This window comes from Paracoccus sp. TD-10 (assembly GCF_048270675.1).
Lineage (GTDB): Bacteria > Pseudomonadota > Alphaproteobacteria > Rhodobacterales > Rhodobacteraceae > Paracoccus > Paracoccus pantotrophus.
In genome coordinates this window covers 397,284-410,354 of sequence record NZ_CP182418.1, presented here as the reverse complement: position 1 = coordinate 410,354, position 13,071 = coordinate 397,284, and the positions used below count along the sequence as shown (strand labels likewise).

Below are 13,071 nucleotides of genomic sequence, written 5' to 3'. Positions count from 1 at the left end.
ATCTCACGCCACTGCGGCTATTGCTTCATTGGGCCAAATTGGCCAAAAGTGGCGAAGGCGTAGGCGGGGAGACGAATGCAGACCCTAAGCGCGAAAGACGCGAAATACGGCTTTGGACGGTTGATCGATCTGGCTCGTACCGAACCGGTGGCGGTGGCCAAGCACGGGCGGCCTGTCGTCGTCGTGTTGGCCGTCGAGGAATATGAACGGCTGAAGGCGGTAGAGGCAAGCGCAGCCCCCAAGGCCCCCGGCGGCACTCAGAGTGAAGAATGAACGATTCGTTGAACAATGGTTTACAATTGAAATCTGCGATGTGGGACGCCGCGAATACTCTTCGCGGCTCCGCAGTCGATCGTACCGACTGGAAGGGCTACATTCTTCCTTTGCTGTTCTTCAAGCGCATCTCCGACGTCTGGGACGAAGAGACGGCTGAGGCTCGTGAGATCTACGGCGAAGCGGACCCCTCCCTGTTTCCGGAGGTGCACCGTTTCGTGTTGCCCGAAGACTGTCACTGGAACGACATCAGAGAAGTTCCGGCCAACGTCGGCGCGGCCCTGCAGAAGGCCATGCAGGAAATCGAGCGGGCCAATCCGGACACGCTGTTCCGCGTGTTTGGTTCGGCGGACTGGGGCAACAAGGAGAAGTTCTCCGACGAGTTGCTGAAGGATCTGATCGAGGGGTTCTCTGAGATCGGGCTCGGCAACACCACCGTCAGCACTGACGTGCTGGGCGACGCCTACGAATATTTGGTGGGCAAGTTTGCTGACGTCACCCGCCGCAACAAGGCGGGCGAGTTCTACACGCCGCGTAGCGTCGTGCGCATGATGGTCGAAATCCTCGACCCCAAGGAAAGTGAAAGCATCTACGATCCCGCCTGTGGCACGGGCGGCATGCTGCTCGGGGCTATCGAGCATGTCATGCGCAAGGGCGGCGACCCGCGCACCTTCTACGGCAAGATCTACGGCCAAGAGAAGAACCTGACCACGGCCGCGATCGCCCGGATGAACCTCGTCCTGCACGGGATCGAGGACTTCCAGGTGGCCCGTGAGGACACGTTGCGGAACCCGGCCTTCACGGATTCCAGCACCGGCGGCCTTGCCACCTTCGACTGCGTCATCGCGAACCCACCGTTCTCGCTCAAGGAATGGGGCCGTGACCTGTGGGAGGCCGATCCTTGGGGCCGGGCCCAGTACGGCATCCCGCCCGAAAGCTACGGCGACTATGCCTTCGTCCAGCACATGATCGCGTCGATGGCGCCCACCGGGAACAGCCGCATGGCCGTCGTCCTGCCGCAGGGCGCGCTGTTTCGGAAGTCTGCCGAAGGCTCGATCCGGCAGGCCCTGCTGGAAAATGACATGGTCGAGGCGGTGATCGGCCTTGCGCCGAACCTGTTCTACGGCACGCAGCTGGCCGGATGCGTCGTCATCCTGCGCCGCAAGAAGCCCGAGGCCCGCAAGAACAAGGTCCTGATCATCGACGCCTCGAGCCTGTTCTGCAAAGGCCGGGCGCAGAACTTCCTCGATCAGGAGCACAGCAACCAGATCGTCGCCTGGTACCGCGCATTCGAGGATGTCGAGGATCGTGCCAAGGTGGCGACGCTGGACGAGATCAAGAAGGAAGGCTGGACGCTGAACATCTCGCGTTACGTCCTGCCGCCCATCGGCCAGGACATCCCGCCGCTCCCCGAAGCCGTCCAGGCGTTCAAGACCGCGCTGGCCGACGCTCGGGCGGCCGAGGACCACCTGCGCAAGGTGCTGGTCGAAGGAGGGTGGCTACAATGAGCGGGCTAACCCAGCGCGAACTCGAAAGCTATCTCTGGGGTGCCGCCACCTTGCTGCGCGGCCTCATCGATGCCAGCGATTACAAGCAATACATCTTCCCGCTGTTGTTCTTCAAACGCCTGTCCGACGTCTGGGATGGGGATTATCAGGACGCCCTCGATGAAACCGGTGACGAGGGCTATGCCACCGCCACCGCCAACGACCGCTTCGTGATCCCCGAAGGCGCGCATTGGAACGACGTGCGCGCAGCACCGCGCGATGTCGGCCGGGCGCTGCTGTCGGCGTTCCTGGCTATCGAGGCCGCCAACCCCGAACGCCTGCAGGGCGTCTTCGGCAACGCCAACTGGACCGACAAGGCCCAGATGCCCGACAGCACGCTCAAGAACCTGATCGAGCATTTCTCGAAGCACGACCTCACGCTCGCCGCCGTGCCCGAGGATGAGCTTGGCAATGGCTACGAATACCTGATCAAGAAATTCGCCGACGACAGCGGCCACACCGCGCAGGAGTTCTATACCAACCGCACCCTCGTGCATCTGATGGCGCAGATGCTGGAGCCGCAGCCGGGCGAAAGCATCTATGACCCGACCTGCGGCACCGGCGGCATGCTGATCTCGTGCCTGGCCGAGGTGAAGCGGCGCGGGGGCGATATCCGCACTACCGGTCTTTACGGGCAAGAGCTGATCACCATCACCGCAGCCATCGCGCGGATGAACCTGGTCATCCATGGCGTCGACGATTTCCACATCGCCAGCGGCAACACGCTGGCCACGCCCGCCTTCGTGCAGGGCGACCGGCTGCGCACCTTCGACGTGGTCCTCGCCAACCCGCCCTATTCCATCAAGAAATGGAACCGCGGCGCGTGGGAGCAGGATGCCTGGGGGCGCAACTTCCTTGGCACCCCGCCGCAGGGGCGGGCGGATTACGCCTTCTTCCAGCACATCCTGTCGTCGATGCACCCCAAGACCGGGCGCTGCGCGATCCTGTTTCCGCACGGCGTGCTGTTCCGCAATGAAGAGGCCGAGATGCGGCGCAGGCTGGTGGAATCCGACCGGGTCGAATGCGTGCTGGGGCTGGGGCCAGGGCTGTTCTACAACTCGCCGATGGAGGCCTGCGTGGTGATCTGCCGGTCGCAGAAACCCGAGGCGCGCAAGGGGCGCATCCTGTTCATCGACGCGGTGGCTGAGATTGCGCGTGAGCGGGCGCAAAGCTTTCTCCGCCCCGATCATCAGGCACGCATCCTGTCAGCCTATCATGCCTTTGCCGATGATCCCGGCTTTGCCGCGGTGGCGGAGGTGGCCGATGTGCTGGCGGCCTACGGGAACCTGTCGATTGCCCGCTATGTGAAGCGGCCCAAAGCGGCGGTGGCGGGTGGCGGTGCTACGCTGGCGGCGACCTGGGCGTCGTTTGATGAGGACGGGCGAGACTTCTGGTCGGGCATGGACGCGCTGGTGGACATGCTCGATGGCCTGACGCCTGCGGAGGATGCCGATGCTTGAGCGGCTGATTTCAAGGGCGGGGTGGACGCGCGTGGCCTTTGGCGACGTGGTGCGCAAGGTTAACGACAAGGTCGATCCGTGGGACTCCGGGCTGGAACGCTATGTCGCCGGGGAACACATGGACACCGACGATCTGCGCATCCGGCGCTGGGGCCTGATCGGGGATGACTACCTCGGCCCCGCCTTCCACATGCGGTTCAAGCCGGGGCATGTGCTTTACGGGTCGCGTCGGACTTATCTGCGCAAGGTGGCGCTGGCGGATTTCGAGGGGATCACGGCGAACACGACCTTCGTGCTTGAGACGAAAGACCCCACCCGGCTGATGCCCGACCTGCTGCCCTTCCTGATGCAGACCGAGGCGTTCCACAGTTATTCGATCAAGCATTCGAAGGGTTCGGTGAACCCCTACATCAACTTCTCGGACCTAGAAGCCTTCGAGTTCCAGCTGCCGCCGATCCAGGAGCAAGCGCGGATGGTGGACCTTTTGAAGGGAGCAGAGGCGACGACTGAAGCTCTTCGAAGTGTGGTGGCAGCTGCGAAGATTCTGCGCCAGGCCACCATCGATCACTTTTCGCGCATCTCGCACCGACCATTCGTGCCGCTCGGTGAAATCTGCGAAATGCAGAATGGGCGACCGTTCCCCGGTGATGAATACCAGCGCCAAGGGCCCCGACTGCTGCGACCGGGCAACCTTGGCGTCAATGGATACTTCAAATGGGATGATGGCGCGACTGTATGCCTTCCAGCGCGATTTGAGGCCGAAGCGGCGGCCTTTGTTGTGGACGCTGGCGATGTGGTCATCAATCTAACGGCCCAGTCGCTTGAAGAAGGATTCATGGGCCGCGTGTGTCTTGCCCGTGAAGGTGATCGTTCCTTGCTGAATCAGCGCATCGGGCGGTTTCAGGGTTTTTCGGAGGATTTCAGTCCCGAATTCATTTTCCGCGTCCTGCAAAGCTCGCGCTTCCAGAACCATGCGGTTCGTATGTGCGAAGGTAGCAAGATCAAACACTTGTTCTGGCAGCATCTTGCACCATTCTGCGTGCCCAAACTTGAGGCCGAAGAACAGGAAGCGGTGATCTCAACAGGCAGGGCAATCGATGCGCAACTCGACGGAGCGCAGTCACGGCTGGCTTCCGCGATGCTTGACCGCGCGAGGTTGTTCGATTTGACGCAAGACGAAGAGGTCAGCGTATGACCTTCACCGAAGCCAACACCGTCGAAGCCCATCTGCGCGACCTTCTCGCGGGTGCGGCCTCGGCCCGCCCGGCGCAACTCTCCATCGGCTTCGCCCGCACGGGCGGCAGGGTCGCGGGCCTCGGCTGGCATTACGTCGCCCCCGCCGACCTTCCCCGCCAGCCGCAAGAGGTGCTGGTCGAACCCCATCTGCGCGACGCCCTGATCCGCCTGAACCCCGACATCGCCGCAAACCCCGGCCGGGCCGATGACGTGCTCTACCGTCTGCGCGCCATCGTCATGGGCGCGCGGTCGGACGGGTTGGTGAAGGCAAACGAGGAATTTGCCGCGTGGCTGCTGGGCGAACGCTCGATGCCCTTCGGCGCGAATGGCGAACACGTCACCATCCGGCTGATCGACTTTGACGACATCGAGAAGAACAGCTTCGTCGTCACCCAGCAGTTCACCATCCGGGCGGGCAAGACCGAAAAGCGCGCCGATCTGATGCTGCTGGTCAACGGCATTCCGCTGGTCCTGATCGAGGCCAAGACGCCGGTGCGGTCCAGCCAAAGCTGGCTCGACGCCGCGTTGCAGGTGCATGACGACTATGAGCGGAACGTGCCGGAGCTGTTCGTGCCCAACGTCTTTTCCGTGGCGACCGAGGGTAAGGAGTTCCGCTACGGCTCGATCCGGATGCCGGTCGATCTGTGGGGCCCTTGGCGCGACGGCGATGGCAAGCAATCGCTGGGCGAGGTGGAAAAGGCCGCCACCTCGATGCTGCGCCCGGCGATGGTGCTCGACATGCTCGACAGCTTCACTGCCTTTGCCACGCAGAAGGGCAAGCACCGCATCAAGATCATTGCCCGCTATCAGCAGGTGGACGGCGTCAACAAGATCGTCGCGCGGGTCGTGGCGGGCCAGCCGCGCAAGGGGCTGATCTGGCACTTCCAGGGGTCGGGCAAATCGCTGCTGATGCTGTTCGCTGCGCGCAAGCTGCGACTGCACCCGGCGCTGAAGAACCCCACGGTGCTCATCGTGGTGGACCGGATCGACCTGGACAGCCAGATCTCTGGCACCTTCTATGCAGCCGACATGGCCAACATGGTGCGCACGGAAAGTCGCAAGGAACTCGCCGATCTGCTGGGCAAGGACGCGCGGAAGGTGGTGATCACCACGATCCACAAGTTCGCCGAGGCCGACGGCGTGCTGAACGACCGCGATAACATCATCGTGCTGGTGGACGAGGCGCACCGCACGCAGGAAGGCGATCTGGGCCGCAAGATGCGCGAGGCGCTGCCGAACGCGTTCCTGTTCGGCCTGACCGGCACGCCCATCAACCGCGCCGACAAGAACACCTTCTACGCCTTCGGTGCCGACACGGACGAAGGCGGCTACATGAGCCGCTACGGCCTGAACGACTCCATCCGCGACGGGGCGACGAAGGAGCTGCATTTCGAGCCGCGGCTGGTGGACTTGCACATCGACCAGAAGGCCATCGAGGAGGCCTATGCCGAGCTGACGCAGGGTCTGACCGACGAGGACCGGGATCGGCTGGGCAAGGCCGCTGCCAAGATGTCGATCTTGGTCAAGGCGCCCGAACGCATCCGCGCGATTTGCGGCGACATCGCCAAGCACTTCCAGGAGAAGGTCGCCCCGAACGGCTTTGGCGCGCAGGTGGTGACCTTCGACCGCGAAAGCTGTCTGCTCTATAAGCAGGAACTCGACCGCCACTTGCCGCCCGAGGTTTCGGACGTAGTGATCTCGGTCAACAGCGGCGAGCCCGAATATGCGGCCTTTAAGCGCGACCGCGATGCCGAGGAAAAGCTGCTCGACCGGTTCCGCGACCCGAAGGACCCGCTGAAGATCATCATCGTGACGTCAAAGCTGCTGACCGGCTTTGATGCGCCGATCCTGCAGACGATGTATCTCGACAAGCCGCTGCGCGACCACACGCTCTTGCAGGCGATCTGCCGGACGAACCGTCCCTATGGCGAGCAGAAGACGCATGGCCTGATCGTCGACTACCTCGGCATATTCGACGACGTGGCGCAGGCGCTGAAATTCGACGAGGAGGGCGTGCAAAAGGCGGTGTCGAACATCGCCGAGCTGATCAACGCCCTGCCGACCGCCCTGCAGAAGTGCCTCGCCTATTTCGCGGGCGTAGACCGAAGCCTGACTGGCTACGAGGGCCTGATCGCCGCGCAGGAGTGCATCCCGAACAACGACCTGCGGGACGCCTTTGCGGCCGATTTTAGCGTGCTGGCGCGCATATGGGAGGCGCTGTCGCCTGATCCGGTGCTGACGCAGTACGAGACCGACTATCGCTGGCTGGCGCAGGTCTATGAATCCCTGAAGCCCTCCAGCGGCACAGGGCGGCTGCTTTGGCATCGGCTGGGCGCCAAGACCATCGAGCTGATCCACGAGAACGTCCATGTGGACGCGGTCCGCGACGACCTCGATACACTGGTTCTGGATGCTGAACTGCTCGAAGCGGTCCTCGGCAACCCTGACCCGGAAAAGAAGGCCAAGGAAATCTCGGTCAAGCTGGCGGGTCGCCTTCGGAAGCACGCCGGGAACCCGAAGTTCAAGGCGCTGGGCGAGCGCCTGGAGGACCTGAAGAACCGGCATCAGCAGGGTCTCCTGCTGTCGATCGACTTCCTGAAGGAGCTTCTGGCGCTGGCGAAAGACGTGGTGAAGACCGAGCGCGAGACGCCAGAGGAAGAGGACATCAACCGGGGCAAGGCGGCGTTGACCGAACTGTTCGAGGAAGCACGGAACGGCGACACGCCTGTGATGGTCAAGCGGGTCGTGGACGATATCGACGAGATCGTGCGCGCGGTCCGGTTCGACGGCTGGCAAGCCACGCACGCGGGTGAACGCGAGGTCAAGAAAGCGCTTCGCCAGACCCTATTCCGCTACAAGCTGCACCAGGACGCAGAGCTGTTCGAGAAGGCGTACGGGTATATTCGTGAATATTATTGAGGACTTATAGGAGATGGCTACTTCCAAGCATGTTCTCGGTCGACTGACCCGTGTCGATCTCCGGAATATCTGGACGAGCGAGTCCAGTGACTTCACCCCGTGGTTGGCGCGAGAAGAAAACCTGACGGTATTGGGCGAAGCGCTCGGCATTGATCTCGAGTTGGAAGCACAGGAGAAGGCCGTTGGGCCTTTTCGGGCCGACATCCTGTGCAAGGACATCGGAACCGGTGCTTGGGTGCTCGTCGAGAACCAGCTTGAACGCACGGACCACAGTCACCTGGGGCAGCTCCTGACGTATGCCTCGGGGCTGGAAGCCGTGACAATTGTATGGATTGCGGCCAGATTCACAGAAGAGCATCGTTCGACACTCGACTGGCTCAACAAGATCACAGACGAGAGCTTCCGGTTCTTCGGATTGGAGGTTGAGCTGTGGAGGATCGCGGACTCGCCCGCTGCACCCAAGTTCAACATCGTTTCCAAGCCGAACGACTGGTCTCGCTCGGTCGCGCAGGCCGCGAGAGCCATCGACGAAGCTGAACTGTCCGACACGCGGGTGAAACAGCGGGCCTATTGGGGCGCCTTTCATCAGGCGCTTGACCAAGCTGCAGGCGCCGTTTCCGGTGGCCGTAAGCCGCAGCCACAGTCGTGGATGGGCTACTCGATCGGTCGGACCGGCTTCAACCTTGGAGCGGTAATGATCCGCCCCAAGCGACAGATTAGGACGGAACTATACATCGCGGGTGACCAGGCGAAGGCCTTCTTCCACCTACTCCACGAACAGCAGCAAGCCATCGAGCAAGAACTTGGCTATCCCCTCGAGTGGGAGGAGCTTCCCACGCGGCGCGATTGCCGTATCTCGGTCTACATGACGGATGTCGATCCGGAAGACGAGCGAGACTGGCACCGCCAGCACGAGTGGCTAACCTCCAAGATCAACGACTTCCACAGAGTTTTTCTGGCTCGTGTGCGTGATCTGGATGCTGAAGACTGGAAGCAAGATGGCGAGGTCAACGTTTCGGTCGGAACCACTCAGCTTGACGGTTAGATGGGTGTGAATCGCTGGCAGAGTTCGGTTTGTGTTCCTTCTGGGGGCGCAACCCTGAAATCCAAGAGTTGAGCACGCCGTTCGATAAAATAGCTTAAATTCAATTGCTTGTGAAAATTTCACCAAAACCGTGCAGGCAACAGGTCCGGAGAATATCGACCCCGAGAGACCACTTCCGGGCCGCCTGGCGCCGACGCCGGTGCTCAGCCCATCCCGCATAACCCTCGAAAACAACGGAAAAATCCGGCCGGAGCCGGATCGGGAGAACACTTTCGCGAAGGCAAGTGGCGGAGGGGATGGGCCTGATATCCAACCTTCTCCGTCCCAAAAGTAATTGATATTTTTGATGTCGCTATTGGTTTGAGTGGCCACAAGGTACTTTGGCGACCGGTTGGGAGATGATTGCACAGCTAGCGCCTTCCAGTCTCTCCGCTGGAAGCCGCTACAGAAGACCCGAGGGTCCGCCCGCCTCGCCGCCACCACCTATGACGGTCTGCATGTGGTCGTCCTGGCCGGGCACGGACCTTCCACAGGACCGGCAACCCCTACTCCATCACGCATGATACGCTGCCAACCCGGCACACCGAACGAAACTTGGAGGCTGCTTTTTGTTCACGTTCCGGCTAGACTACCTCCGACAAGTCGCGGAACCTCCTTGCTTAAACCACCCGATTGCGGTGATCAGATATGTTTTTCAAATCGCATAGGTCTGTCGGAGTAGAATTCATCTGGCGCATTATTATTTCTGCATTTCTTCTATTTTCATCGTTTTCCAGCGCTCTCGCCGAGTGTGCCGAGTTCGTGAGGCCACCCCTTACGTTCGATCGCCCGAACTGGTCTGACCTCGAGCGCTTCACGGCCGAAGGTTCCCTCAACTCGGCTATCGAGAAGGTGCAGTCGCTAGACGGCGACGGCCAGGGCAAGCTCAACATCGATCAATATTCCATAGTGATCGACGCAGCCGGCCAGTCCGCCGGGCAGCTTTTCGACGAGTTTCGTGCGAACCTCGGCGAGATTATTTTTGGTCCGAGCGGAAATAGAGATTTTTACCCCTTCAGTGATGGGGACGCGAACACTTGGAACTCCAACAGTCCGAAAGGTGCCGTAATGGTCTTTCGGCTAGAAACAATGCTGTCCGGAGAGATTCCCCTTGAGCGGGGCGCTGTCGTCCTTTCTTGCAAGTCCGAGACCGACTTCATCTTTTCGACGGTTAAAGTTGGGAGTTCTGTCTTTCCCAATGGCCCGGGCTGGCATCCAGTCTCTGGCAATCGCGCATTTGGCGTTCGCGACAATGGAGACGGGAGCCTCACAATCTTCGTAAAGGCAGCTGACCGCGTCGCGGACGTCTCACTTTTCCAGTCGGTTGTCGGTAGCAAGACGATCTTCGAAGGAGGCCACCAAGTTTGGCTTAAGATGCTCGACAATATTCAGAAGCGATATTCTGCCCGCAATCCTCGAGACCGTGCCGTTTTTAGCGTGCGGGTCGACTACTGAATTCGGCCAAGAGGATCGGTCCAAGCGGAGAAAGCTGTGAGCCATACTGATCAAAACGACAGAAGGATGGGGCGGGCGCCGCAGACGGCCACACGGGCCGAAGTGACCCAAATTACTCCATGGATTCGGTTCGGGCGGTTTCTCGGGCGGGTACTTGGAATCGTGCTTGTCATCGTGGGTTTTGGCCTTGGTGTTTTAGCGGGGACGAGTGGCGTCTACAGCGACGCCATTAGCGAGATGCGCCGCTTGGTGAATGTAGAGCCGGGCGACGGGGCCCCGGTGGCGCGGGTTATTGATGCCCTCGCACGTCTTGATGCAGCTGTCGGCATTGACCCGGTGCGCACACGACATGGCGTCGCTCAGACCGTGCACGATCTGGGTGACCTTTGCGAGGCAGGTATAGATGACGCTACCGAAGAGATGAAGGCGCGCCTCGCCGGTGGTATTGGAAGTGTGACGCGCGTGGTCGCTCAAAACCAGTTGGAGCAGTCTCAAGCCCTAGACGACCTGCGCCAGCGTGCCGCCGAGATTGAAACCTTAGCGGCATCGACCGAAAACTTCTGCGCGCTGACGCTTCAGAGGATAAATGAATTACTAGGCGTGGTGCCTGCTCCCTCTACGGGCGAGACACCGACGGAAGAAACCCTGCCCATCAGTGAGGAATGAACATGAAAACGAAGAACTCCCTTCTTTCGTACCGGGGGATTGTCACTGGTGTCAGTGCTCTTTCCATTGTGATGACCAGCGTAGCGCCGGCTGCTCTTGCTCAAGAGAGCTCGCAACTTAACCCTCAACAACTCGAAGGTCTCCGCGAGATGGCCGCTCAGGCTCGTGCAAATGCAGAGGCCGCCGAGGCCGCTCGGGCGGCGGCCGCAGAGAGAACGCGCCAACAGCTGTCGACCCTGACGGGGCGGCTCGATGCCGCCGCCGCTCAGAACGAAATACTGATGCAGATGATGGGGCAGATCCTTGCCACTCAGGCCGGTGCTTCGGTCGAAGAGCGCATCGAAGCCGAGATTGCCGCGGCCGAGGAGCAGGCAACCGAATTGGAGCGCGCCACTCAGGATCTCGTCGAAGGCGCGACGACCGAATTGGAAAGGGAGCTCGCTCAGCGGACGCAAGACCTTGAAGACTTGCTGGAAAGCGTGCCGGACAAAGAGGACCTCGCCTCTTGGCAGAAAGAACAGATCGAAGAACTCAATCGTGAAATCGAGGAGAAGAAAAGAGAGGTGGACGAAGCGCTTGACGATTACGTCGAGCGCGAACTACTGCCCGCAATTGAACGCAATTGTCCGCAGACCACGGCGTATCAGCGGCGCTCGGTCGTCACCTCAGCGCGCAGCGGGGAGAATAATGCGGACATCGCAGAGGCGCTGCAGGGCATTGGCTGCAGTGAGGCGCCGGAGTTGGTGCGCAAGCTGGCAAATGCCCGCAGCGCTGAGGAAGCGCAACTTGCATTTCAGTCGTCCATGCAGAGCATGATGATGGCGGCAATGATGAGCGGCAATCCCTACCTTGCGGCGATCGCTGCGGCGCTCATGCTGCTGTCAGCGCTCTTCTCCGACGGCAATGGCGATGGGGATGGCGACGGGGTAGACGATCAGCCAGGGGGCGGTCCGATCCCGGGCGCGCCGGCGCCCGCGCCCCCGGCTCCGCCGGGCGGGACTGCGTCCACAACAGAACAACCCACGACTGAACCGACAGACGAGCCGACAACTGAACCGACGAACGAACCCACGACTGAACCGGCAGACGAAACCACGACCGAAACTGCGGATGAGCCCGTAGGAGATCCGCTCGACTCAAGGAATGACCAGGAGATCAGGGCAGCCGGTGGCAATCCAGACGTGAAGGCCCATCCCGGTGTGGGCTGCGGCTACGAACTATACTCGGGCGACGTCACGCTCACGCTGCTCAATCTGGCGGATGGCGATGCATTCGACATTGATATCACCGCGATCGAAGGTTCATCCCCGATCCGCGATTTCCCGCAGTCCTGGACGGACCCGAACATCCGCCTGATCTCGTGCGACTTCGAAAGCGAGAGCGTAACGGTCCAGATCGAACAGGAGACCGCTTCGCTCTGTCTAATTTTCGAACCATCGCAGGGGGAAGACGGCGGTTATCAGGTCTCGGACACCGGGTTCAGCGCCGGACCCAACCAGCTCTGCGAGGGGGGCTGAAGCGGGACCATGCGACGCCGCACGACAATTCAGCTGTTTTCAACCTCCTCGATAGACTTGCTTGCGTGCGGTCTCGGCGCGGTCCTAGTGCTGTGGCTGCTGGTCTTCGGCAATGAGGGCGGCGCATATGACGGGGACCGTCCGCTTGGGGCCGGAGAGATGCGGATCCGGCAGTTCGGCGTGTCGCACTTGATGGGTTTCCAGATCCCACCGTCCTACGTCCTCGAGCGTATCGACTACCGGAGGGCGAACGGGACGGAAGTATCCGAAACCGTAGTTCCTGCGACCGTAGGGCTATTTGAGGACGCGTGCTCGACCACCGGTCAGGGTGAACGTTTTGTCGCTCATCTGCGCGAAACCGGCGGCACGGGTCGCATCGAAATCGGCTGCAAAGCCTCCGAAGCATTCGCCAAAGAAGTCGCCATTCGCTTCGAAGAGATGACCGGCGGCGTTAAAGTCGAGTTCGTGATCGAGTCCTGCAAGGCCAGTGAGGTGCATTACCTGGAAATGCAGAAACTGGATCGACGCGGCGTGAACGAGGATCGCTATGTATTTCACTGCGCATCCTTTGCAGACCGCGCACTTGCACCCGATCGCACTCCTCAAAAAGAGTGGGAAGAGAACTTTCTCACCCAGATACAAAGTGAGCTCGGGACGATGTGTCCGCGCGATCCTTGGCCGACGCCCTTCCGCTACCGCGTGTATGACTGCAGCAATACCCGCGATATCACCTTCGAGGTCTCTTTCTCCGGTGATGGGCTCGTGCGCTTGGTCGAGCCCGATATGGCGGCAGATCCAGTGCGCAGCGATACCCTTGGAGGATCCCCAATCCGTGAATGGATCGCAGGCTGGGCGGCACAAGGCTCTACTCCAGTCTATTCGGCGGCGTGTCCGTGAGGCGTACCCGACAGACC

10 protein-coding genes are annotated in these 13,071 nt (G+C 61.1%); all 10 read left to right on the top strand.

Annotation, left to right across the window (positions count from 1 at the left end; genetic code table 11):
- Window positions 1–75 precede the first annotated feature (75 nt).
- Window positions 76–273 carry a type II toxin-antitoxin system Phd/YefM family antitoxin gene (locus ACNKFW_RS02045; protein WP_230377246.1) on the top strand — a complete coding sequence of 66 codons (198 nt, stop codon included), beginning with the start codon at window positions 76–78 and terminating at the stop codon, window positions 271–273.
- Window positions 270–1,781, top strand: coding sequence for an N-6 DNA methylase (locus tag ACNKFW_RS02040; RefSeq protein WP_418024667.1), 1,512 nt, complete (start codon window positions 270–272; stop codon window positions 1,779–1,781). Before ACNKFW_RS02045 ends, ACNKFW_RS02040 begins: the two co-directional genes overlap by 4 nt.
- On the top strand, window positions 1,778–3,280 hold the full coding sequence (locus ACNKFW_RS02035; protein ID WP_418024666.1) for a type I restriction-modification system subunit M: 1,503 nt from the start codon (window positions 1,778–1,780) through the stop codon (window positions 3,278–3,280). Before ACNKFW_RS02040 ends, ACNKFW_RS02035 begins: the two co-directional genes overlap by 4 nt.
- Window positions 3,273–4,475 (top strand): restriction endonuclease subunit S, encoded by a 1,203-nt coding sequence (locus ACNKFW_RS02030; protein ID WP_418024665.1) that lies wholly within the window; start codon window positions 3,273–3,275, stop codon window positions 4,473–4,475. Before ACNKFW_RS02035 ends, ACNKFW_RS02030 begins: the two co-directional genes overlap by 8 nt.
- Window positions 4,472–7,435 carry a type I restriction endonuclease subunit R gene (locus tag ACNKFW_RS02025; RefSeq protein ID WP_418024664.1) on the top strand — a complete coding sequence of 988 codons (2,964 nt, stop codon included), beginning with the start codon at window positions 4,472–4,474 and terminating at the stop codon, window positions 7,433–7,435. Before ACNKFW_RS02030 ends, ACNKFW_RS02025 begins: the two co-directional genes overlap by 4 nt.
- Window positions 7,436–7,448: 13 nt before the next feature.
- A complete protein-coding gene (locus ACNKFW_RS02020) occupies window positions 7,449–8,480 on the top strand; it encodes a DUF4268 domain-containing protein (protein WP_036744552.1) in 1,032 nt (343 codons plus the stop codon).
- 687 nt (window positions 8,481–9,167) lie between these two features.
- Window positions 9,168–9,974 carry a hypothetical protein gene (locus ACNKFW_RS02015; protein ID WP_418024663.1) on the top strand — a complete coding sequence of 269 codons (807 nt, stop codon included), beginning with the start codon at window positions 9,168–9,170 and terminating at the stop codon, window positions 9,972–9,974.
- Between the two features lie 36 nt (window positions 9,975–10,010).
- Window positions 10,011–10,640 carry a hypothetical protein gene (locus ACNKFW_RS02010; RefSeq protein WP_418024662.1) on the top strand — a complete coding sequence of 210 codons (630 nt, stop codon included), beginning with the start codon at window positions 10,011–10,013 and terminating at the stop codon, window positions 10,638–10,640.
- A gap of 2 nt (window positions 10,641–10,642) precedes the next feature.
- A complete protein-coding gene (locus ACNKFW_RS02005; protein ID WP_418024660.1) occupies window positions 10,643–12,157 on the top strand; it encodes a hypothetical protein in 1,515 nt (504 codons plus the stop codon).
- Between the two features lie 9 nt (window positions 12,158–12,166).
- On the top strand, window positions 12,167–13,054 hold the full coding sequence (locus tag ACNKFW_RS02000) for a hypothetical protein (RefSeq protein WP_418024658.1): 888 nt from the start codon (window positions 12,167–12,169) through the stop codon (window positions 13,052–13,054).
- Window positions 13,055–13,071: the final 17 nt, after the last annotated feature.